Annotated in this window: 19 protein-coding genes; 5 read left to right on the top strand and 14 right to left on the bottom strand. The window is 60.7% G+C overall.

Going from position 1 to position 22373, the window contains the following annotated elements:
* Nucleotides 1–93: 93 nt before the first annotated feature.
* A complete protein-coding gene (locus tag A6V37_RS11310; protein ID WP_064267660.1) occupies nt 94–2064 on the bottom strand; it encodes a lytic transglycosylase domain-containing protein in 1971 nt (656 codons plus the stop codon).
* A gap of 817 nt (nt 2065–2881) precedes the next feature.
* On the opposite strand from A6V37_RS11310, the gene A6V37_RS40610 reads away from it, so the two are divergent.
* Nucleotides 2882–3427 carry a hypothetical protein gene (locus tag A6V37_RS40610; protein ID WP_064267658.1) on the top strand — a complete coding sequence of 182 codons (546 nt, stop codon included), beginning with the start codon at nt 2882–2884 and terminating at the stop codon, nt 3425–3427.
* 382 nt (nt 3428–3809) lie between these two features.
* On the opposite strand, the gene A6V37_RS11300 is transcribed toward A6V37_RS40610, so the two are convergent.
* A complete protein-coding gene (locus tag A6V37_RS11300; RefSeq protein ID WP_064267775.1) occupies nt 3810–4409 on the bottom strand; it encodes an FMN-dependent NADH-azoreductase in 600 nt (199 codons plus the stop codon).
* Between the two features lie 417 nt (nt 4410–4826).
* On the opposite strand from A6V37_RS11300, the gene A6V37_RS11295 reads away from it, so the two are divergent.
* From A6V37_RS11295 to A6V37_RS11285, 3 genes are all read left to right on the top strand, one after another.
* Entirely contained in the window at nt 4827–5438 is a 612-nt protein-coding gene (locus A6V37_RS11295) for a glutathione S-transferase family protein (RefSeq protein WP_242665790.1), read from the top strand.
* Between the two features lie 14 nt (nt 5439–5452).
* Nucleotides 5453–6364, top strand: a complete 912-nt coding sequence (locus A6V37_RS11290) for a CPBP family intramembrane glutamic endopeptidase (RefSeq protein ID WP_064267656.1) — start codon at nt 5453–5455, stop codon at nt 6362–6364.
* A 550-nt stretch (nt 6365–6914) separates the two neighbouring features.
* Nucleotides 6915–7379, top strand: coding sequence for a hypothetical protein (locus A6V37_RS11285; RefSeq protein ID WP_064267654.1), 465 nt, complete (start codon nt 6915–6917; stop codon nt 7377–7379).
* Between the two features lie 163 nt (nt 7380–7542).
* On the opposite strand, the gene A6V37_RS11280 is transcribed toward A6V37_RS11285, so the two are convergent.
* From A6V37_RS11280 to A6V37_RS11225, 12 genes are all read right to left on the bottom strand, one after another.
* The gene (locus A6V37_RS11280) at nt 7543–8376 is read right to left on the bottom strand and encodes an AraC family transcriptional regulator (protein WP_064267652.1); all 834 of its coding nucleotides are present in this window, start codon (nt 8374–8376) and stop codon (nt 7543–7545) included.
* 126 nt (nt 8377–8502) lie between these two features.
* Nucleotides 8503–9996, bottom strand: coding sequence for a DHA2 family efflux MFS transporter permease subunit (locus A6V37_RS11275; protein ID WP_064267650.1), 1494 nt, complete (start codon nt 9994–9996; stop codon nt 8503–8505).
* Between the two features lie 190 nt (nt 9997–10186).
* Nucleotides 10187–10864, bottom strand: coding sequence for a glutathione S-transferase (locus A6V37_RS11270; RefSeq protein ID WP_064267648.1), 678 nt, complete (start codon nt 10862–10864; stop codon nt 10187–10189).
* A 62-nt stretch (nt 10865–10926) separates the two neighbouring features.
* The gene (locus A6V37_RS11265) at nt 10927–12567 is read right to left on the bottom strand and encodes an AMP-binding protein (protein WP_064285996.1); all 1641 of its coding nucleotides are present in this window, start codon (nt 12565–12567) and stop codon (nt 10927–10929) included.
* Between the two features lie 76 nt (nt 12568–12643).
* The gene (locus A6V37_RS11260; RefSeq protein ID WP_064267644.1) at nt 12644–13039 is read right to left on the bottom strand and encodes a RidA family protein; all 396 of its coding nucleotides are present in this window, start codon (nt 13037–13039) and stop codon (nt 12644–12646) included.
* Nucleotides 13036–13479, bottom strand: a complete 444-nt coding sequence (locus tag A6V37_RS11255; RefSeq protein WP_064267642.1) for an acyl-CoA thioesterase — start codon at nt 13477–13479, stop codon at nt 13036–13038. Before A6V37_RS11255 ends, A6V37_RS11260 begins: the two co-directional genes overlap by 4 nt.
* Nucleotides 13476–14684: an acyl-CoA dehydrogenase family protein gene (locus A6V37_RS11250; RefSeq protein WP_064267640.1), complete on the bottom strand. Its 1209-nt coding sequence runs from the start codon at nt 14682–14684 to the stop codon at nt 13476–13478. The genes A6V37_RS11255 and A6V37_RS11250 overlap by 4 nt, the downstream gene beginning before the upstream one ends.
* Nucleotide 14685: 1 nt before the next feature.
* A complete protein-coding gene (locus A6V37_RS11245; protein WP_064267639.1) occupies nt 14686–15537 on the bottom strand; it encodes an enoyl-CoA hydratase family protein in 852 nt (283 codons plus the stop codon).
* Between the two features lie 11 nt (nt 15538–15548).
* Complete coding sequence (locus tag A6V37_RS11240) at nt 15549–16109, bottom strand: MarR family winged helix-turn-helix transcriptional regulator (protein ID WP_064267637.1); 561 nt, start codon at nt 16107–16109, stop codon at nt 15549–15551.
* Nucleotides 16106–16879: an SDR family NAD(P)-dependent oxidoreductase gene (locus A6V37_RS11235; protein ID WP_064285995.1), complete on the bottom strand. Its 774-nt coding sequence runs from the start codon at nt 16877–16879 to the stop codon at nt 16106–16108. The genes A6V37_RS11240 and A6V37_RS11235 overlap by 4 nt, the downstream gene beginning before the upstream one ends.
* Nucleotides 16876–19248, bottom strand: coding sequence for a bifunctional salicylyl-CoA 5-hydroxylase/oxidoreductase (locus A6V37_RS11230; protein ID WP_064267633.1), 2373 nt, complete (start codon nt 19246–19248; stop codon nt 16876–16878). Before A6V37_RS11230 ends, A6V37_RS11235 begins: the two co-directional genes overlap by 4 nt.
* Before the next feature lie 576 nt (nt 19249–19824).
* Nucleotides 19825–20127 (bottom strand): hypothetical protein, encoded by a 303-nt coding sequence (locus A6V37_RS11225; protein ID WP_064267632.1) that lies wholly within the window; start codon nt 20125–20127, stop codon nt 19825–19827.
* A 666-nt stretch (nt 20128–20793) separates the two neighbouring features.
* On the opposite strand from A6V37_RS11225, the gene A6V37_RS11220 reads away from it, so the two are divergent.
* Nucleotides 20794–22098 (top strand): reverse transcriptase domain-containing protein, encoded by a 1305-nt coding sequence (locus A6V37_RS11220; protein WP_064267631.1) that lies wholly within the window; start codon nt 20794–20796, stop codon nt 22096–22098.
* The last annotated feature ends 275 nt before the right edge of the window (nt 22099–22373 follow it).

Genomic DNA, 22373 nt, shown 5'->3' with positions numbered 1-22373 from the left:
TCATCCAGAGATAGAAGGATCGTTATACAGTGGCGCGTATGTAGCCGCACTTACTGCACCCGAGCGGTCCGTGGATCAGCGTTGCGGGCGATATCATCGGGGCTCGATTTGGCCAAGCCGCTCCGTCAGCGATTGCGGGTGGCCATCAAACAGCGCCGCGTAGTAAACCGTGTTCGACAATACATTCTTGACGTAGTCGCGGGTTTCGTTAAACGGAATTGTCTCCGCGAAAATCGCGCCTTCCACCGGTCGCGGCAGGTTGGCCTGCCACTTACGCGGGCGCCCAGGGCCGGCGTTGTAGCCGGCGGTCGCGAGCACAGCAGAACGGTCAAGCTGGTTGTAAATCATCGATAGATAGTACGTGCCAAGCAGGATGTTCGTGTCAATGTCGTTCATCTTAGCCCGCGAGATCGTACCGAGCCCGATCTTCCTCGCGACCATCTCAGCGGTGTTCGGCATCACCTGCATCAGGCCGCCCGCGCCAACCTCCGAGCGCGCATTGATTATGAAGCGCGACTCCTGGCGAATGAGGCCATACGCCCACCCGACGTCGAACCCGGTGGACCGCGTATCGCGCTCGACAATCGTGCGGAATGGCGCCAGGTAGCGCAGCGAAAAATCATGTTCCGTTTGCGTCCTGTCGGCAGTGCTCACAGCCCGGTCATAAAGCTCGATGCGACGCGCGTACTCGGCGACTGCGAGCAGTTGTCGGTCAGTCATGCCGCGCAGCTGCCAGTTCCACTCACGGTTGCCTTCCGTGCGCAGGTGCAGCGCATAAAAACGTTTTGCCAGCTCGAAGCCCGGTGTCTGGCCGGCCCTCTCAACTTCCTCGTCGGTCACTTTTGTCTGTGGCGGAATTACGATCTGCTGCCCGAGCGCTTCGGAGGCCAACTGGCCATAGAAGGTGTAGGTTCCCGCGATCTTTCCGAATTCCTGGTCGGCTGCCGCCACCTCGCCGCTCTGCTTCAAGGCGCGCGCGTACCAGTAGACCCATGCTGGCTGTGCGCGCAGCGCGGCCGGCATCTGCTCGATCGACCAGCGCACCATTGTCCAATCCCCGGTCAGCAGCGCGCTGCGCGTGCGCCACTCGTAGGCCTGACTCGACAGGGGCGCGTTCGCCGACAGCCGGTACCAGTTCACCGCGCCCGGTAGCTGCCTGATCACCGCCTGATAGGCTATTGTGCCCCAACCGATAGCCCGTTCTGCCAGGGTGAGCGACGGTGCGATTACGGTGAAGGTGGCCTGGGCGGCCTCCGGATCGCCGACCGCCAACTGTGTGATGGCGAGCAGCGCGAGTTGATGGGACGCCGCATCCATCTGGACGCCTTTCGAGAGCAGCAGACGCGGCTGGTTCGTCGCCTGATCGAGGAGCAGCGGATCCGGGCGCGCCGCGCCCAGCGCATCGACCAGTCTGCCGCCCGTCGTCGTCGCACCCTGTTCGTAGGCCTGGCGAATCTGCTGCCAGACATCCTCCGAAGTGAACTGCTGGTTACGGTCGAGCGCGGTGATCAGATCGACGCAGCCGTCGCCGTACCACTTCGGCTCGACGAGCAGCGCGCGCGCCGCGTCGGCCACGTTCTCACCCCGCGCGGCGCGCGACTCGAGCGCATAGCACTTCACCTGCGTGTCGTCGTCCAGGACGAACTGTGAATATTGCAAATCGAAATCGTGCCAGTCGTGGCGCGCCCCCAGCACGCGCAGGTAGTCGTTGCGTAGACGGTCGGCAATCGCCTGTCCGTCATAGCGTTGCAGAAACGACAGCACCGGTGCGTCCGGCGCGTCGAGATTCGCATGCCCCGCGCCGTTGAACAGACGCGGCTTGATCTGGAAATAGCTGAGATAAGCCGGCGCCGGATAATTCGGGATCAGGCTCGCCAGTTGCGCGGCACGCGCGGGATCGTTGTCGCGGGCAGCGTCATGCAACTTGATGAAAATTTGATCGTCGGCGGATAACGAGGTGAGCGGGGTGGGATGTCTGGCTAGCACCGTGCCAGGCATGACCAATGTCACGGCGGCAAGGGCAAGGCCGACCGTGCGACACACCCGGTGAAGTCGTGTGGACATCGCTGTTTTCTCGTTGTTTCGGTGCAGAACGTTGAACCAAAGCTTAGGCCTCTACCCGGCGAAGCGAAGCTTCGAAAAACACAGGACTCACCCCGCAATTCAGCTCTTTGCGAGCCGGATGCCTGGGCCACATCGACACTTGCGTGTCCGCTGTTTCGTGGCGTGGGCCGGGGGCTGGATTCGGCAATGCGATCCAGAAGGTCTTGAACGCGGTGTTGGTCGTTCTGGCCGGGATGCTGCCTTCTGGGTGGTTTGGGAGCGGAGGGTCGTCAAAGTGCAGCGAGGACTAACAGGCAGTGAGCGCGGGGTGCGCTGCCGAGACCTTGGCTAGTCGGATGGAAGTCGAGATCGACGAACGCAGCCTAGTTTGTGATCTACATCGTCAAAGGTCGTGACGTTCGAAGCAAGTCTTTATACGACCGCTTTGCGCGCTGCATCAGTATTTAACGGAACACGGTAGTCTGCGACGATAGACGGCCAAGTGCAGCAGTTCGTAATCGTCGGCGCGTGGTCATTCGACGGGCGTTTGAGCTTTGGTAAGAGACATTGAGACGGCCGAGCGTCGAGCGGCAGAGAAGGGTCGACGTCGGAAGTTGACGGCTAGCGCAGTGACGGCCGCTCATCTGCGAGCGTCGAATTTCCGAGGTCGGCCACTTTCCGTCATTCGTCACATGTGTCAAGATCATCGACAATCGTCGCTTCGACCAACAGTTGCAAGCTCGAAAAGAAAATGAAAACGGCTCTTTGCCTCTGAGCCGTCGGACCTGCTCTACGGTGAAGCCGACGGATCGATCCGGGTGACAAAAAGGGGTAAGAATTGGATCTCGCGGACTTCAATCGAATCTGGTCTCCGGTATACGGACATCCCGCCTGGTCTGTGAAGAAGGGGTGGGGGAGCTTTCTTACGCTGGAGTTTGGACAGCCCGCGCTTCGGATAAGGGAGCCGCGACTCGCTTCGCCCGATGCGTCCGAACAGGTCCGGGAACTTCATGGCCGCAGACAGGTGACGGTGACTGGTAGCTGGCACTTGTGGATCTATTGCTGCAATTGGTCGATTGTGCTGAGCGGCAAAGAGGTCGCCCACAGCGAATCACCGGCCGACGATATTACGTTTGCAACGCAGCGACTCGACGGCCAAAAGATACTGTCTGTCGTGCGGGACACGACGCCCGGTTCATGGGTGTTCGCTTTCGACTTGGACGGTGAGTTGAAAACGTGGCCGTATGGCGATGATCCGTCAGATGAGCAATGGCTTCTCTATGAACGGGATTCGGGCAACGTTCTTACTGTGCGAGCGGATGGCCTGATTTCATATGGTTCGGCTAGCCGAACCTTGGAAGACGAAGAGTGGAATCCGATGTAGAAGTGCGGAGCCGGAAGCAATTCATCAAGGAAATTCAAGCCATAAGTGGCTGCTTTCGGAAACCGTGTCCGTCCGGTTAGGGTCGGCAACTGTCTCTCGTGGAGCTACCGGATCGGCGTTCACAATCACCGGTCTCTTTGATCACGTTGCCGAACCGGCTGATCACATTGACCGAGATCCGCGCCCGTTGGGTGCGAGCGCGAGTCCAGGACCTTCAACATCGACTGGTGCTCAAGGCGAGCGTAGTGTCGACGTGAGGCGAGGCCTCAGTAGGCTTTTGCTGCACACAAACGCCAGGCCCCCGGTGTCGTGTGCGGCCAACCGGGGGGCGGGACTTGCTGCATGGGGATTGTGGCGCCTGGTGCGGAGCGCCGAAGTGGACTTACGCGGCGGCGGCGATCACCTCGCGTGCGCTCGCGAGCGCGGTGCTCACTGCATCCGGGCCCATGTTCAGGCCTTCGGCGTAGATGAAGCTCACGTCGGTCATGCCGAGGAAGCCGAGGAACGACCTCAGGTACGGCGTCTGAGTGTCATTCGGGGTGCCTTGATACATGCCGCCGCGCGCCGAGACCACGAACACCTTCTTGCCCTTCACGAGGCCTTCGGGGCCGTTCTCGGTGTACTGGAAGGTGACGCCCGCACGCGCGATCCAGTCGAAGTAGGTCTTGAGTTGCGACGAGACACCGAAGTTGTACATCGGTGCGCCGATCACGATAACGTCCGCGGCCTGCAGTTCTGCGATCAGGGCTTCGCTGCGTGCTGCGATGGCCTGCTGTTCCGACGTGCGCTGCTCGGCCGGCGTGAAGAACGCGCCGAGCACGGCGTCGTCGAGGTGCGGCAGCGGCTCGGCCTGGAGGTTGCGCGTGACAACCTTCGCGTTGGGCTTCGATCGGCGCAGCTTGTCGGTCAATTCGTTGGCGAGCAGCGTCGACTGGGCGCCTTGCGAGCGGGCTGCGGAATTGATTTGCAGGATCGTGGTCACTGCGGTTTTTTCGGGTCTTGGGCGCACAATGTCGCGCAAGAGTTGCAGGATATTGGTCATGGCGGCTTCGGGTCTCAGGCGCGCAATATTGCGCAGGTGGAAGCATTGTGTTTTTTTACCGCGCCGCGAAAAAGTCATCCGCCGACAACGAATCGTTGCTGCAATAGGACAATAGATGGCGCTAAAAAAAGTGGTGAGTCGCGCCGCTTTCATCTGAGCATTGGTCTGACGCTCGGGCTCAGGCTGCCAGCCAGCGCTCGCGCAGGCCATTGTCGGCCAGGAAGGGACACCCAACCCTGACACAAGGATCGCTGACGATTTGCCTGTCTGCTGCCGATTAGCCGAGCCGAATTGGAGGTCGGAGGCTTCGTTAAACTACACTATCCGCGTCTCCCATGCGCGCAGGGGATAAATTCTGTGGCAACAGACGAAGCGGTGACCCTTTACGGAGCGGCATGGAGCGTCTATGTGCGCATCGTGCGGCTTGCGCTGGCAGAGAAACAGGTCAAATATGGGTTGGTCGAGGTTGATGTATTCGCGGACACAGGCGTTCCGCATGAGCGTCTGACTCGTCACCCATTTGGCCGAATTCCGACTTTCGAGCATGGCGATTTCCATCGTTACGAGACAGGCGCGATTGTTCGCTACATTGACGACGCTTTCCCCAGATGCATGCTGCAGCCAACAGATCCGAAAGCTCGCGCCAAGGTAAATCAGATCATTCGAATACTGGACGCCTATGCATACCAAACGCTTGTTTGGGGCATATACGTTGAGCGCGTGGTATCAGCTCGCGAAGGCCGGCTAGCAAATGGGCAGAAGATCGCCGCCGCGTCGCCGCGTGCCGCTGTATGTTTGTCTGAGTTAGCCCGCCTTATCGCTCACCCTTCCCTGATAATCGACGCGTTCGTGTTCGTGGTGATAAAAGACGTGCTGCCCTTCGTGTTGATTTATCTTTTTTCGCAAAAAACGAACGGCTGGTTCACGCCCACTGATGAACGTCTGGCAGATTATGCAAACGCTGCTTAAGAAGAGATTCGCTAATGGAATCAAAAACTGATTATTCGTTCATCGATTTTGCCAAGTTGGGCCGGACCGATTGGCGGGCTACTGCATTGACGATCCTGATTCTCGTATGTGTCAACATTGTAAGTACGTTTGGCGTGCTGCTTTTTGCGGGATGGTCGGCTTACATCGATCATTTCAACGCTGCTTCGGCGGCGGGCTTGATTACCGGATTGGGTAGTCCCCTTTGCGTGGTTGGTTTTTGGATCGCATGCAAGACGGCGTTGCGACGTCCTTTCCGTTCGCTGATTTCTGCCGACTTGACGTTCAGTGTTCGGCGCTGTCTGTTCGGCGCGGCGCTATTTCTGCCCGTCAACGTACTCGCAATCATTGCCATGACGCTGTACGCGTCGATGCGATATGACGAGTGGATGAATCCCTTTGGGCAATTTCGAGTGCCCAATGGTGGGGAGATTTTCGCCGCGGCTTCTGCGATCCTCGCCATTCCGTTCCTCGCGTTTGCAGAAGAACTGTTCTTCCGTGGATGGTTGACGCAGACGCTTCGGCAATACGTACGCATCCGCTTCGTCATCGTGGCAATTGTTGCCCTTGCGTTTGCTGCCTACCACACACAATATAGTTTTCACATGAAAGCGCTGCTATTCGCTTCCTCGTTTTGGTTCTCGGCCTTGAGCCTTCGCGATCAACGGTTGGAACTAGCGGTCGGCGCGCACTCGATGCTGAATATCTGTGTGGCGTTGGAATTGCTGTTCTTCACCGGGGTACCACATGCGCAGTCCTCGGCAGCGGTAACGACGTTCGACTGGATGTTCCTCGTCGCGCTGAAAGGCATGCTGCCCTTCGCGTTGATGTACTGGCTCCTGCAAAAAACGAACGGCTGGTTCACGCCGAACCGGGTAGCGAGAGTTTCCGACATTCAACGCGTGTGAATAGCCGCGGCTACCGAGAGAAAATAACCCATGGTGGCGCGCAGAGCGGAAGGCTGCAAGGAAGGGCTTGTCGGGTTCATCGGAGGCGTGAAGTTCGAATGTGACTGCGATGATAGATCGAACGTCCGTTATGCGGAAAGCTCGATGGCCGTTGTGCCTCGCAAGCGGATATCGCAATTGCAGGGAGACTATCCGCTGGAACGGGTCAACCCCGGTCCTCGTCCTAATCCCCCTTATCCGTTCGGCCAAATCAAACATTTTTGACCTATACGGTTGAAGGCAACCGGGTTCGCCTGATTTATAATTACCGGGTCGTCGGGGAACATCCAGCGACCAGGTTTGACAGCCTGATTGTTCTAACCGCACACCCGCCCAGGCGGGTGTGCGTCTACCTCTGCACGTCTATATTCCAATGGGCGGGCCGTGGTGGGGGAGCCGCAAGGCTCGCCGGCTCGTTAGAACACCGGTCTGTCAACCCTACTTCGTGCCCGCTCACCCCCTTCCCAAGCGAGTGTCGGGCGATCCATGTAAGCAACAGGGAGATCGCACCATGAGCAAGTCCATCAAAAACCAGCCTGCATCACGTCCGCCAGTCGACGCGCTTCAGTACGAAAAGCTTGCCCTGTCGGCATTCGATTTATGCGACCGGCAGGTGGGGCAACTGGATACTTTGATCACATTTGCGTCCTCAATATGTAGGAATCCTCCCATAACAAGCGACGAAAGACGGCGTCGACAGACACTTCTTGAATTGCTGGTGGACACGATGGAACAGTATCAGCGGGACCTCGAATGCGATCGTGAGCTATACCAGGTTATCGCACTCGATGCGAAGGGGGTATCGCAAAGCCGCATCACGGCACGCCATGCGGCGACCCTGCTGGCGGAGGCATCGCAGCGAGCGAAAGCATCAGAAGCCACCGCAAACGCTCCCCAGCGCAAAAGCCCGCAATCGGAAAGTACCGCCGCGTTGGTACTCGACACCGCGCAACAATCGGCCACCGCGCCGCACTAAGTAACCAGCACAAGGGCGAGTGGCAAGGACGAGCGCCCAAACCCCTCGCGGCCTCACATAGCATTAAATAATATGGCTCGGAACTTAATAGACATTCCCCGGCGACGCGCGATCTACGTGCGCCGCCGAGGGAAGGAGCTGGCGAACTGGCGGGACACCCAAATCACCCCTTCAGCGGCAACCAGATCTCAAGCCCACCCATCCCGCTAACAGGATCAAACTTCTCGTCATACCGCTCGAAATTCGGCGCGTCTGCGGGAGCATGGCCCGACGTCGGCAACCATTGATTCCAGATCGCATTCCACGTGTGCCGCACCGTCGACACATGCTCGCGATGGCTAAACACCGCATACCGCTGCGGAGAAATCCGCAACCGGCTCAACTCAGCAGGCAAAGCAGAAAAGTCGCTAACCTCGACACCGCACATATAGTCGACATTGCCGGCGTCGTCGGCGTTATAGCAAATGCCATACGCCAGATTGCCGACCTGACCCGGCACATTGCCGAAGTAAGGCCCAAAGCGCTGCCATTGCGAGGGAATCGCGGCGGAAGTTTCGCTCGTATAGCGCTCGCTGAGTCCCGCGACAAGAAACGGCTTGCCGTCCTCAAAACGAGGCGGTTCAAGATGGATGAGAGGGGTGTCGTTCATTCTGATTGGCTCCACGATGGCAAGGTTGTCGAGATGACCACGCGCGCGCAGCGCTTCGGGCGTCACGCCGAACTGCTCGCGAAACGCGCGCGTGAATGCCTCATGAGAGCCGTAACCAGCGTCGAGGGCGACCGCCAGAATGTCAGGTGCGCCGCCCGCAAGGTGTCGTGCGGCTTCGCTCAACCGTCGCGCGCGAACATAGCGCATGACCGAAAATCCGGTGGCGGCTTCAAACGCACGCGCCAGGTGAAAGCGCGACACGCATCCGCCGTTGGCGATGTCGTCGAGCGTCAGCTCGCCGGCAAAGTGGCTTTCGATAAACCAGAGGGCTTTTCCAACCGGGTTCATATCGGCTCTCATGTCAGCATGGAACCAGCATAGCCAGTGGCGATCCGCTGCATTTGATCGTGCTTGCGGTTTTGCAAGTACGCTCGCCAAGCAACCGTACGCGGCGAACCCTCCGCCGTCTCTCGCTCAATAATTCTCCGTCGCAGCCCCACCACCGGGAGCGCGAGAACGCTCCGCCGCCACAGCCTCGCCATGAGCTTGCTCACCCGCACCACCCGGTTGCCCCGGTCGCAACAACAACCCACCCAGCACACCCGCAGCCGCCGCGAAAACCGCCCCAAACAGAAACGCGACGTGATACCCGCTATTGAGCGCCACCAGGGCATTCCCAGACGCCTGCATCGCCTCAGTACGCGCGGCAGCCAGACTCGCCAGCACGGCAAGCCCAAGCGCGCCTCCCATCATGAACGACGTATTGACGATACCCGACGCGAGTCCCGAATCGCTCGGATCGACATCGCTCATGGCAGCCAGCAGCAGGGGATTGAACGCAATACCTGCACCGAAGCCCAGCAGAATCATCCCTGGCATCACGTCGACGACAAAGCTGCCGCCCACCGGAGCACGCGCGAACAACGCGAGCCCACACGCCGCGAACAGCAGCCCAGCAGCGAGCGGAACACGCAGGCCAAAGCGCATCACCACGCGCGCCGACAGACCCAGAGAAAAGAACCCCATGATCAGATTGGCGGGCAGGAACGCAAGCCCGACCTGCAACGGCCGGTAGCCGAGCACACGCTGCAGATACAGCGCGGAGATAAAGAACCACGCGAACATGGCCGCCGCCCACAGCACGCCGACTACGTTCGCCGTCGCAACATTGCGCAAGCGGAACAAGCCGAGCGGCATCAACGGATGCTGCACGCGCGATTCGATCATCAGGAACGCGGCCAACAGCACCAGAGCCGCGAAAATCAGGCCAAGCGTTTGCACGGAGGTCCAGCCCGCTTCGTTGCCGTTCACCACCGCATAGACGGCCAACATCAGCGAGGCGGTGACGGATACCGCACCCGCCACATCGAGCCGCTCGCCATGCGCATGACCGCGCGCGGAAGGCAACAACGCGACGCAGAGTGCGTACACGGCAATGCCAATAGGCAGATTGACGAGAAAGATCCAATGCCAGCTAAGCAGATTGGTCAGCAGGCCGCCGAGCAACACGCCGATGCTGCCGCCGCCCGCGCACACAAACCCATACACACCCATGGCTTTCGCACGCTCGCCGGGTTCGGTGAACAGATTCATGATGAGCGACAGCGACACCGCGGAAACAATGGCCCCTCCCAACCCTTGCACGGCGCGCGCGCAGATCAGCAGGATTTGCGTGTTCGCCATGCCGCACGCAAGCGATGCCAGTGTGAACAGGGTGATACCGAAGAGAAACAACTTGCGGTGCCCGTACAGGTCGCCGAGCCGGCCGCCGAGCAGCAGGCAGCCGCCGAACGTGAGCATGTACGCGTTGACCACCCAGACCAGCGACGTCTCGCTAAAGCCGAGATCCGCAGCGATAGACGGCAGCGCCACGTTCACGATCGTGGTATCGAGCACGATCATGAGCACACCGAGGCATAGCACGATCAGCGCCAGCCAGCGTTGCTTGCCGTGAATGGAATGGGTCATGCGGGACTCCTTTGCCGCGATTGACCCGATTCGACCGGGTTCAATCGCTCTCAAGCGTGATCAAGCGGATGCCGCACGTGCAGCCGCCCGGCGCGACGTGAAGGTCGGCAGCGCGTTGATGGCAATGGAATATCGAGTCTAGCACCCGCGACTTTTGGGTCACAACTACGAGATCCTGGGCGGGCGCGCGTCAATGTTCGCCGATGATCTCGTACTTGCCGCCGCGCTCCAGCGCACGCTGATAAGCCGGCCGCGCGTGAATGCGCTTCAGAAAGGCGGTGATGGCGGGAATCTGGCCTTCCATGCCGCCGCGCGCGGTGGCGGCTTCGAGCGGGAAGCTCATTTGCACGTCGGCGGCGGTAAAGTCGTTGCCGACGAACCAGCCGGTCGCGCTCAGTTCCTTGTCGATATAGCCGAGATGCAATTTCAGCTGCGGGTCGATAAAACTCGATTGCAGCGTACCCGCGATTTTGCGCGCGATCGGTTTGGCGAAGAACGGCATGGGCGCGCCGGCAATGCGCAGCGCCACCAGTTTGAGCAGCAGCGGTGGCATGGCCGAGCCTTCCGCATAGTGCAGCCAGTAGGTGTAGCGCAGCCGCTCAGGCGTGCCTGGCGCCGGAGCAAACCGGCCCTGTCCGTATTTGTCGATCAGATACTCGATGATGGCCCCCGACTCGGCGATAGTCTGGCCGTCATCGGTAATGACGGGCGACTTGCCGAGCGGATGCACTGCGCGGAGTTCGGGCGGCGCCAGCATCGTTTTCGGATCGCGCTGGTAACGCTTGATCTCGTACGGCACACCGAGTTCTTCGAGCAGCCACAACACGCGCTGCGAGCGGGAATTGTTCAGATGATGGACAGTCAGCATGGGTCGAGGGACGGTGGCCAGTGAAGTGTCACATCATAAGGTTGTTGTGCCGAGGCGGGACTCTAAGCCAGGTTGCGCAACTCGAAGCGTTTGAGCTTGCCGGTTTCGGTTCGCGGCAGGGCATCGACGAAAACGATCACGCGCGGATATTTGTACGGCGCGACACTGTTCTTCACGTAGTCCTGCAGTTGCGCGACCAGGTTGTCGTCCCGTTTGAAACCGGCATTGACCACCACGAACGCCTTGACGATCTGCCCGCGGGTTTCATCCGGCACGCCGATCACGCCGCATTCGGACACCGCTTCGTGCTGCAGCAGCACGCTCTCCACTTCGGGTCCGGAGATGTTGTAGCCGGCGGAAACGATCATGTCGTCGGCGCGCGCCTGATAGAACACGTAGCCGTCCTCGTCGAGATAGACGGAGTCGCCCGGCAGATTCCAGCCGTCGCGCACGAACTTCTTTTGCCGGTCGTCGGCGAGATAGCGGCAGCCGGTCGGGCCGCGCACCGCGAGCTTGCCGATCGTGCCGGGCGGGACCGGCTGCATGTCGTCATCCACGGCTTGCACGATATAACCTGGCACCGCGCGGCCAATTGCGTGCGGGCGAATCTCATCGCCTTGTGCGGCCACGAAAATGTGAATCAGCTCGGTGCCGCCAATGCCGTCGATCATGTCGATGCCGGTCGCGTCGTGCCAGAGGCGGCGCGTGGAATCCGGCAACGCTTCACCGGCCGACACTGTTTTCTTCAGGCTCGAAACGTCGTGGTGCGCAACGAGGGGCGCCATTTGCCGGTAGAACGTCGGCGCGGTGAACATAACGGTCGCATGAAAACGCTCTACGGTCTGCAGCAACGTCTCCGGCGTGAGCTTCTCGATCAGCACCGTGGACGCGCCCACCCGCAGCGGAAAACACAATAGGCCGCCCAGCCCGAATGTGAACGCGAGCGGCGGCGTGCCGCAGAAAATATCGCTCGACGTGGGTTTGAGCACATGACGCGGGAACAGATCGCACATGGCTACGACGTCGCGATGGAAATGCATGCAGCCTTTCGGCGCGCCGGTCGTGCCGCCGGTGAAGGCGATCAGGCAGACGTCGTCGGCGGCAGTGTCGCAGGCGGTGAAATGACCGGGTTTGTTGATGGCGAGCGTATCGAGTGAATCCGCCGCGTCGTCGTGGAAGAAGCGCGTTTGCTTCAGACCCGCGCAGTGGAACTCGTCTTGCGGATCGGTGCAGCGCGCCAGTTCTTCGGCGAGGCGCGCGTCGCATAACGCCGCGCTAACCTGCGCCTTCTGGATGATCTGCTTCAGTTCCTTGGCGCGCAGCAGCGGCATGGTCGGCACCACGACGAGCCCGGCCTTCAACGCGGCGAGGGCGGTGACGGCCATCTGCAGCGTGTTGGGTCCGCGCAGCAGCACTCGGTTGCCGGGCTGCAGTCCCATTTCGTCGACCAGCACGTGCGCGCTGCGATTCACGAGCGCCAGCAGTTCGCCGTAAGTGGTGGCACGCGGCGTGCCGTCCACATCGGACCAGATCGCTGGATGATCGCGATGGCCCGCTTCGATGGTTCGGTCGAGCAGCTCCGTCGCGCAGTTCATCCGCGCCGGGTAGGCAACGTCGGGGTTATCGAGCAGAAAGACGGGCCATTGATCCTGCGGCGGAAGATTGTCGCGCGCGAAGGTATCGACGTGGGCTGACGGTTCCATCATGGTCTCCCGGAGTTTTGTGCCGGCTGATTGCGCTTCGGTTGGCTTTGTGTGCGGGTTGCTTTCTTCGGCTGACTTACTGCGGGACGACGGCGGTCGCCTCGATTTCGACCTTCGCTTCGTCTTCCATCAGCGCGACGACCTGCACCGCGCTCATCGCGATGTCGTAGTCGCCGATCAACTCGCGAAACGCGCGACCGATATCCTTCAACGAAGCCAGGTATTCGCGTTTGTCGGTGACATACCACGTCATCCGCACCAGATGCTCGGGCTTGCCGCCAGCTTCGTGCAGCACGGCGACGATGTTCTTGAGTGCCTGGACGGCCTGTTCGGCGAAGTCGGTGGTCTGGAAACGCGCCTGCTCGTCCCAGCCGATCTGGCCGGCAATGAACACCTGCGTACCGGTCGCCGCGACACCGTTCGCATAGCCACGCGGCTTGACCCAGCCGGCGGGAAGAAGAGCTGTTTTCATGAGCGTTGTGCCTCAATGATGTCGGGCTGTGGGGCGTACATCGCGAGCGCGCTTGCGATGTCGGCGGGAATATCGATGGAGGTTCCGCTTTCAATCGAGATCGTCACGAGCACCTGTTTCGAGCGGAAACGGGTCTCGCCGTTGCAATGGCCGACAATCTCGATGCTGATCGAACGCCGCCCGATCGCTGTCACGTTGAGCGTCAGCGTAATCGTTTCGCCCATCTGGCTCGGCCGCGAAAAGTCACAGTCGAGTTTGACGATCGGCAACCCGATGCGGCGTTGCCCAATCATGTGCGCGTAGTCGACGTTCAGGCCTTCGTTGAACCAGTCTTCGACCAGCGCGTTGGTCATCACCAGATATTGCGGGAAGTACACGATGCCGGCCGGATCGCAGTGCGAGAAGCGGATCCGCACTGGCCGTTCGAAGGTCGCGTTCATTTGGCGCTGCCTTCAGCCGATGCGGCAGCATGTGCCTTCAGCAAATCGCGCCCGACGATCAATTGCTGCACCTCGGTCGCGCCTTCGTAAATGCGCAGGGCGCGAATTTCGCGGTACAGCATTTCGACGGCCGTACCGCTTTGCACGCCCATCCCGCCATACAGTTGCACCGCGGCGTCGATCACCTGTTGCGCGCCTTCGCTCGCGTGCCACTTCGCCATGGCGGCTTCACGTGTCACGCTTTCGCCCTGATCGCGCAACCAGGCGGCGCGATAGACCAGCAGGGCGCTACTGTCGATGGTCAATGCCATCTGTGCGAGTTTGGCCTGCGTCAGCTGAAAATCGCCGAGCGTCTGCCCGAACATCTTGCGCGATGCGGCGCGCGAGAGACCCTCGGCCATTGCGTGACGCGCGAAACCGAGCGACGCGGCGGCCACCGACGTGCGGAAAATATCCAGCGTGCGCATGGCGATCTTGAATCCCTCGCCGGGTGCGCCGAGCATCTGGCTGCGCGGCACGCGTGCGCCCGCAAAATGCAGGCGCGCGAGCGGATGCGGCGCGATCACGTCGATGCGCTCCGCGATCTCGAGTCCCGGCGTGTTGGCGTCGACGATGAAGGCGCTGATGCCGCGTGCACCAGGCGCTTCGCCGGTTCGAGCGAACACCACGTAGAAATCGGCGATGCCGCCGTTGGAGATCCACGTCTTGTCGCCGTCGAGCACGTAGGCGTCGCCGTCTTCGCGGGCGGTAAGCGCCATGGCGGCTACGTCCGATCCCGCATCCGGCTCCGACAGTGCGAACGCGGCGAGGGCCGTGCCGTTCGCCACGCGCGGCAGATAGCGCGTCTTTTGCTCATGCGTGCCGGCGAGAGAGATCGCGCCCGAGCCCAGTCCTTGCATCGCCAGCGCGAAGTCCGCGAGGCCTGAGTGCTTGGCCAGCGTTTCGCGCAGCAGGCAGACGGCGCGCGTGTCGATGGTGTCGCCGTGGCCGCCGTATGCCTCGCCGCCCACGCCGTATTTCAGCCAGCCTGCGGCGCCGAGTTCGCGCACCAGATGCTTGCAGGTTGCGTCGACGTCTTGATGGTCTTCGTGCGAGAGGTTCGCCTGGCACCAGGCTTCGATACCAGCGGCCAGTTCACGATGACGCGGCTCAAAAAACGGCCAGGCCAGCGCGCTATGCAAATCCAGTTGGGAATTGGCGCTCACCTCAGTCTCCCTCGAACACCGGACGCGACTTCGCGGCAAACGCGTTGTACGCGCGTTCGAAGTCGCGTGTGCTCATGCAGATCGCCTGAGCTTGCGCTTCGGATTCGATCGCTTCGTCGATGCTCATGCTCCATTCCTGATGCAGCATCTTCTTGGTGATGCCGTGCGCGAACGTCGGACCGGCGACGAGATCGGCGGCGAGCTTTTGCGCGTCTTCGAGCAGCGCGGAGGGTTCGCACAAGCGGTTATAGAAACCCCATGCGTAGCCTTCGTCACCGCTTGCCGAACGCCCGGTGAAGAGCAACTCGGCGGCGCGCCCCTGGCCGATGATGCGCGGCAGGATCGCGCACGCGCCCATATCGCAGCCTGCCAGGCCGACACGCGAGAACAGGAACGCGAGCTTGCTGCGCGCCGTGGCGAGGCGCATGTCGGAGGACATGGCGAGAATCGCGCCGGCTCCGGCGCACACGCCGTCGACGGCTGCGATGATCGGCTGCGGGCAATGGCGCATGGCTTTGACGAGATCGCCGGTCATGCGCGTGAACATCAGCAGTTCCGGCATGGGCAGATCGATCAGCGGCGCGATGATGTCGTGCACGTCGCCGCCGGAACAGAAGTTTTCGCCAGCGCCGTGGATCACGACGGCTTTGACGTCGGTGGCATAGGTCAACTGCCGGAACAGATCGCGCAACTCCGCGTACGATTCGAAGGTCAGCGGGTTTTTGCGCTCGGGGCGGTTCAGCGTGATCGTCGCGACCTTGTCGGCGACCGACCAGCCGAAGTGCCGCGCTTCGTAATTGGCGAGCGTCAGGCGGTTGCCGGCCAGCAGCGCGTCGGCGTTGGATCGTGTCATGTTTTGTGTCCTCAGTCTTTCAAACTGTCGAGCAGGTGCTGCTTGAGCTTGCCGAGCCGCTGATGGGTGCGCGATTTCTCATCGAGACTCAATCCACCGAACATCTCGACCACCCATTGCTCGTGCGCGATCGCCATCTTGTCGAACGCCTTGCGCCCGGCAGGCGTCAGGCACACGCTGATCGAACGGCGATCGTTCGGATCGTTGTCGCGTGACACCAATCCTTCTTTTTCGAGCTGATCCGTAATGCCGGTGACGTTGCCGCCCGTCACCATCATGCGGCGCGACAACTCGGTCATCTTCAGACCTTCCGGGTAGCGCTCCAGCTGCGCCATCAGATCGAAACGCGGCAACGTAGTGTCGAATTCGTTGCGCAGGCGCTTGCGCAGTTCGGCTTGCACGAGGTTGGTCGTGGTCAGCATGCGCAGCCACAGACGCAAGCCCATATGACTATCCGCGCCGGTGCTCATTTCGAGGTCCACGACGTTCTCCGCGGGTTTGGCGACGCCCTTGCGCGCCGGCTTCGTGTCAGCCGCCGCCGCGGGCTTCTTGATGTTCAAGGTCTTGGTCACATCACTTCTCCACCAGAGATGGAAATGGATTGCCCCGTGATCGCGTCCGAGCCGGGTTGGCAGAGCCAGAGCACTGCGTTGGCGACTTGCTCCGGACTCACGAAGCGATGTTGCGGATTCGAGCGAAGCAAAGTTTCGCGCGCCTGCTGTTCGGTACGCGAGGTCTTGCTGGTGATCTGTTCAAGCGATGCGTGCAGCAGTTCCGTTTCCGTGTAGCCGGGGCACACGGCGTTGACCGTCACGCCTTTCGTCGCGACTTCCAGGGCGAGAGAACGGGTCAGACCGATCACGCCGTGTTTCGCCGCGCAGTAAGCGGCGACGTACGCATAGCCGATCTGGCCTGCCGTGCTCGCCACATTGACGATGCGGCCGTGGCCGCGTTGGAGCATGCCGGGCAATACCGCGCGCGTGCCGAGAAACACGCCGGTGAGGTTCACGTCCAGCATGCGCTGCCAGAGCGCCATGTCGGTATGCGTGAACGGCGCGGCTTGCGCCTGGCCCGCGTTGTTGATGAGGATGTCGACCGCACCGGCCTGGCTGAACGCATTCGCGACGGCGCTTTCCTGCGTGACGTCGACGGCGATGCAGGCCACGTCGCCGAGAGAACGGCATTTTTCCCGCTGCGCGTCGAGCCGCTCCGCATTGCGGCCCATCAGCGTAACGCGTGCGCCGGCACGCAGAAGCGCCTCCGCGACCGCCGCGCGGATGCCGCTGCCGCCGCCGGTGACCACCGCGTGCTGTCCCGCGAGTGTCGAGTTGTGCGTATTCACGAGGTTCCCTCAGCGCGTTGCGCGCGTTCTTGCGGCGACAGGCCTGCGTTCGCGGCGGCTTGGGCGCGCTCGCGTTCCAGGTTGCGCTCGAGTTGAGACTTTGCGGCGGTGTAGGGCTTGGGCCAATTCACATCGAAATAGCCGATCTTGGCCGCTTCGTTCAAGGTCCACGCCGGATTCGCCAGATGCGGCCGCGCAATCGCGCACAGGTCCGCGCGGCCCGCCGCGATGATGCTGTTGACGTGATCCGCTTCCGAGATCGCACCGACCGCGATGGTCGCGATGCCGGCTTCGTTGCGCACGCGGTCCGCGAACGGTGTCTGGAACATCCGCCCGAACACCGGCTTTTCTTCCTTGCTGACCTGACCCGACGACACGTCGATCATGTCGGCGCCCGCTGCCTTGAAAGCTTGCGCGATCTTGACGGCATCATCCGGCGTCGTGCCGCCTTCGACCCAATCGTTCGCGGAAATGCGCACGGAAATCGGCTTGTCTTGCGGCCAGACCGCGCGGATGGCGTTGAACACCTGCAGCGGATAACGCAGACGGTTTTCGAGCGCGCCGCCGTATTCGTCCGTACGATGATTGGTCAACGGCGACAGGAAGCTCGAGAGAAAGTAGCCGTGCGCGCAGTGCAATTCAAGCCAGTCGAAACCGGCCTCGGCGGACATTTCCACCGCGCGCACGAATTGCGCTTCGATTTCGCGCAGTTCGTCATGGGTCGCTTCGCGTGAATGCTGGCTGATACCGCGCAAATACTGTTGCGGCGACGCCGAGACCAGCGGCCAGTTGCCTTCGTCGAGCGGCTGATCGATGCCTTCCCATGCGACGCGCGTGGACCCTTTCGCGCCGGAATGCCCGAGCTGAATGCCGATCTTCGCATCCGACTGACGATGCACGAGATCGACGATGCGCTTCCACGCGGTGAGATGCTCAGGGGCGTACATGCCAGGACACGCGGGCGTGATGCGGGCCTCGGGCGAGACGCACGTCATTTCCGTCATGACCAGCCCGGCGCCGCCCATTGCGCGGGCGCCGAGATGCATCAGGTGATAGTCGCCCGCGATGCCGTCGACGGCCGAGTATTGCGCCATCGGCGAGACCACCACGCGGTTTTTCAGCGTGACGCCGCGCAGTGTGAAGGGAGTAAACATGGGCGGCACGGAATGCTTATCCGGCGCGCGGGTTACACCTGAACGTTGCGCGAGCCAGTCTTCGAAACCGGACAGGTAGCGCGCGTCGCGCTCGCGCAGGTTTTCGTGCGAGATGCGCTGCGAGCGCGTGAGCAGCGAATACGCGAACTGTTCCGGCTCGAACGACGTGTAGCGGTCGACATGCTCGAACCATTCCGTCGAATTGCGCGCGGCGTTCTGAATACGCAATACGTCGATGCTGCGCACCTGGGTGTAATGCTGCAACGCGGCGGCCAGGTCGCCGGGATGTGCGGCCATGCTGTTGGCGAGTTCGATCGAATCTTCGAGCGCGAGCTTGGTGCCCGAGCCAATCGAGAAGTGGGCGGTATGGGCGGCGTCGCCCATCAGAACGATCGGCGTTTGCGTGCCGTCGGCGTTGTGGCGCCAATGCACCCATTCCTCATTGACGACACGCGGAAAGCGAATCCACTGCGACGACCCGCGCAGATGCGCGGCGTTCGACATCAATGGATTGCCGTCCAGATACTTTGCGAACAGTTTTTCGCAGAAGGCTATGCTGTCTTCCTTGCTCATTTCGTCGAGGCCGGCGGCGCGCCACACGCGCTCCGGTGTTTCGACGATGAACGTGGACGTCTGATCGTCGAAACGATAAGCGTGTGCCTGGAACCAGCCGAATTCGGTTTCTTCGAAAGCGAAGGTGAAGGCGTCGAACAGCTTTTTGGTGCCGAGCCAGACAAAGCGGCAATCGCGCATGTCGACGGCGGGCTGATAGGTGGCCGCGTACTTTTGACGGATCGCGCTGTTGGCGCCGTCGCACGCGATGATCAGATCGGCTTCGTAGACGCTGTCGTCCGTGACCTGGGTTTCGAAAACCAGTTTGACGCCGAGCTCCTCGCAGCGCGCTTGCAGGATATTCAGCAGACGTTTGCGGCCGATGCCGCAAAAGCCGTGGCCCGACGAGCGGACTTGCCGGCCGCGGAAATTGATCTCGATGTCGTCCCAGTGGTTGAAGGCGTCGAGGATCGACTCGGCGCTGGGCGCGTCTGCCGTGCGCAGATTGCCGAGCGTCTGGTCGGAGAACACGACGCCCCAGCCGAAGGTGTCGTAAGGGCGGTTGCGCTCGACGACCGTGACGTCGTAGGCCGGGTTCCGGCGCTTCATCAACAGGCCAAAGTACAACCCCGCAGGGCCGCCACCAATACAGACGATGCGCATGTTTGTTCCCCAAATACCTACACTGCCGTTGGGGATAATTTAGGTTTATATAGTTTAGATGTCAAGTAAATATCGATGGGCGGTCCATCTATCTATTCCCCAGTGATCGGAAGAAATATAGTCGGTCGGAGAAAAATATAGACGGTCGGGAGGATCTGACAGTCTGTAAAGTCAACTTTTCCTTCTTGAGACGTTGATCCGAGACAATGAAGTCAGTCACCCGCTTCTCTGCCTGACATACCCGAAAGGGACGGAGCAACGTTGAGAAATGCCGGATTCTGGCGGAGTTGGTGACGGTGGGGGCGGATAGGAAGATCGGCGCCGGTGTGTGTGAGTCTCAAATAGAAAGGTTTCGCAAGTGGGGGTGGAAAGCGTTCTGGGGAGGGGGTTCCCCTTCCCGGAAAGCCTTGTCAAGTAAGGCGGAACGGCTTCTAGAACACCCAGCAGAGAATGCGGGTTTTTTCACTTCAAGTTACCCGCCGATGGTGCCGTCCATTTTGGTACCAGACTGTCCGAGAAGTGAGTGAGTCCACCGGGCTCGACTTCACCTAAATTTGCATTTTCTACGAAGCTTTATCACCGTTGCTTCACCAACTGCCACTCCACCGCCCCGGCCGGATAGTCCCCCGGCCACCCCTTTGCCTGCAACTCCACGGCAGCTCGCACCCGCAGCGCTGTCTCTTCGTCGCTCGCGCCGTCGCTTCCGACTTTCACTGTTTCCAGTAGCCTTTGCGCGCAACCAACCCGGTCCATCGCTCGGCGCAAGCGCACGATACTGGCGTCAGAAATCTGCAGGTCTCGTGCTGCTGCCTCGATGTCAGTGAGCGCCAACTTTCGGCCGAATTCATCCTCGTTAGTATTGAATGTTTCCATAGCCATGACAGCGATGCCTTCTATGCGAACTCGCTAAACGACTGCAGTGGTTGGCTTGATGGGGCACATGCTGTACCCGGCTGCTGCTGTTCTGGGCCGTCGTTGTACGCGCAATCAAATTCTGGTATCAATACGGCAGTTCTTCTGTGCCTCGTGCTGAGTGGTCCGGCCTCCGGAACCGCAAATTCGCACGGAGCGCCCGGCGTGCAGCAATGTCTCGCCGGACGGGTCAGCCATAGCATCGGCGCGCCCGCAGGAAACAGCCCAAGCCTCGCAGTCAGCCGGAACACCGTAGCTTCAGCCGTTTTGCGGTCGCATTGGACGGTCGGTAGACTTTATTTTCAGGCTTGGGCGGCCTTGACGCTTCGCGGCGCTTGCCAGCTCGGGCAAAAACCCTAGAATTGGAGGCAAAGGTGACGTTTCAGGCCGAAAGCAAAAACGTGCCAGCGGTTGGCGCGTCGGCGGCGGCGTGTCCGCTTGCGCTTTGTTCTTGTGCCTCGTGCTGAGCGGTCCGGCCTCCGGAACCGCAAATTCGCACGGAGCGCCCGGCGTGCAGCAATGTCTCGCCGGACGGGTCAGCCATAGCATCGGCGCGCCCGCAGGAAACTGACTCCTCGGGCTTGGGGCAAGCTTACCAATGCGGCCCCGTACCCAACATAAGAAGCAAAAAGAATGGGTATCCTGTACAGGAAGGTTTGCCGCAAACCGAACCTCCGCAAAGCAGCGCGTTTAGTGCTCGCCAACGCCCTGATTTCCACTTCCGAAAGCACCCGGGACGAAGCGAAGCAATTTCAGCTGCGGCTCGAGCAGAATATCAGCGACCTTCGCAAACAACTGGTAGCCGGGACCTTCGAGTTTCCGCCGGCTCGCGGCGTCGCCGCCCGGAAGCCCGGCAAGACGGCTAGGCGGCCCATTGTGATTGCGCCGATTGCGTCCCGTGTCGTACAGCGAGCGATTCTTGATGTGCTGACTAACTTGCCTTTCGTTCAGAGTATCCAGAAAAAGGCGTGGAATCACGGTGGCGTAAAGGACGGCGGGGTCGCGAAGGCTATTGCCCAAACCTACGAAGGCACCATTCGATACCAGTACTACGTCAGAACCGACATCAAGGATTTTTTTACGCAAGCTCCAAAAGAGGACCTGCTGGCAATCGTCACGAAGCACACGGACGAGCCGGAGTTCGACGCGCTGCTGACGCGGGCAGTCAATGTTGAACTCGATAACCTTGCCGAGCTGCGCGAGCACAAGGATATTTTTCCGCTGGCGTCTCGCGGCGTCGCACAAGGTTCTTGTCTGTCGCCGCTTCTGTGCAACTTGCTTCTCCACGACATAGACGAGCAGCTAAATACGGGCGGCATGATGTCGGTACGCTACATCGACGACCTGATAATTTTTGCGCCCAATCGGAGTCGTGCGTTGAAAGGTTTGAAGCAGCTCAAACATGAACTCAAGCGATTTGGGCTTGATGCTTACGACCCGCCGACAAAGGGTAGTCCTGCAGCCTCGGCAAAGGCTGCGGCGGGGGAAACCAAGAAGGGATTCTCTTTTCTTGGCTGCGACATATCTCCAGAGGCCATCTCGCCGGGGAAGCGTGCCCGCGGCTCGTTGCTAGCAAAGGTGGACGCTCTCTGCAACAAAGCGCTCACGAGTCAGCGACATCTGAAGACCGGCACGTCGGAGCCGATGACGTTAGCCTCCGACCCGACGCTGCTCAGCACGCTCTGGCGCGTTTCCAACACGGTCCGCGCCTGGGGTGCAGCGTTCTCTTTCTGTACGGACCACCGCATCTTCCGACAGCTGGATGCAGATGTTGCGGAGAAAGTGGGCGATTTCCGGCGTTTATGGCGAGCAAAGACGAGTTTGCTCAGCGCAGCGGACCGTCAGCGTCTAATGGGAATGAGTCTGCTGGACGACACGAACTTCGATATGTTATTTGCGAAATTAGTGGCTTCGCGGGCCGGAACCCGAAGGACTTAGGACCGGTTTGCTGCCCACGCTTTTCATCGACACCGTGCGAGCAGACAGCCGGCGCGAGCTCACGAAAGCTATCTACCGCCCGCGTCATACACGCTTGTGACGCCGTCTAACGACGTTGTCAAACAACCTCGATGCTGGCGCTAGGCGCTGTGTTAGGAGTCGCGATGCGCGTAACGTGCCCTTGGTTCACGAGAGGGACTCGATTTGTCTAAAGAATATCCCAGTTCCAGCCGTTTACTCATTTAGCCAGCAATTCGGCGGAACACATCTGCACG

The sequence above is a fragment of the Paraburkholderia ginsengiterrae genome (genome assembly GCF_001645125.1).
Lineage (GTDB): Bacteria > Pseudomonadota > Gammaproteobacteria > Burkholderiales > Burkholderiaceae > Paraburkholderia > Paraburkholderia ginsengiterrae.
This window is presented reverse-complemented; position numbering and strand designations above follow the sequence as displayed.

Coding starts and splice junctions, on each gene's coding strand:
- A6V37_RS11310 (WP_064267660.1), bottom strand. CDS start 2,064: ATGTCCACACGACTTCACCGGGTGTGTCGCACGGTCGGCCTTGCCCTT.
- A6V37_RS11290 (WP_064267656.1), top strand. CDS start 5,453: ATGGAATCAAAAACTGATTATTCGTTCATCGATTTTGCCAAGTTGGGC.
- A6V37_RS11285 (WP_064267654.1), top strand. CDS start 6,915: ATGAGCAAGTCCATCAAAAACCAGCCTGCATCACGTCCGCCAGTCGAC.
- A6V37_RS11280 (WP_064267652.1), bottom strand. CDS start 8,376: ATGAACCCGGTTGGAAAAGCCCTCTGGTTTATCGAAAGCCACTTTGCC.
- A6V37_RS11275 (WP_064267650.1), bottom strand. CDS start 9,996: ATGACCCATTCCATTCACGGCAAGCAACGCTGGCTGGCGCTGATCGTG.
- A6V37_RS11270 (WP_064267648.1), bottom strand. CDS start 10,864: ATGCTGACTGTCCATCATCTGAACAATTCCCGCTCGCAGCGCGTGTTG.
- A6V37_RS11265 (WP_064285996.1), bottom strand. CDS start 12,567: ATGGAACCGTCAGCCCACGTCGATACCTTCGCGCGCGACAATCTTCCG.
- A6V37_RS11260 (WP_064267644.1), bottom strand. CDS start 13,039: ATGAAAACAGCTCTTCTTCCCGCCGGCTGGGTCAAGCCGCGTGGCTAT.
- A6V37_RS11255 (WP_064267642.1), bottom strand. CDS start 13,479: ATGAACGCGACCTTCGAACGGCCAGTGCGGATCCGCTTCTCGCACTGC.
- A6V37_RS11245 (WP_064267639.1), bottom strand. CDS start 15,537: ATGACACGATCCAACGCCGACGCGCTGCTGGCCGGCAACCGCCTGACG.
- A6V37_RS11230 (WP_064267633.1), bottom strand. CDS start 19,248: ATGCGCATCGTCTGTATTGGTGGCGGCCCTGCGGGGTTGTACTTTGGC.
- A6V37_RS11225 (WP_064267632.1), bottom strand. CDS start 20,127: ATGGCTATGGAAACATTCAATACTAACGAGGATGAATTCGGCCGAAAG.
- A6V37_RS11220 (WP_064267631.1), top strand. CDS start 20,794: ATGGGTATCCTGTACAGGAAGGTTTGCCGCAAACCGAACCTCCGCAAA.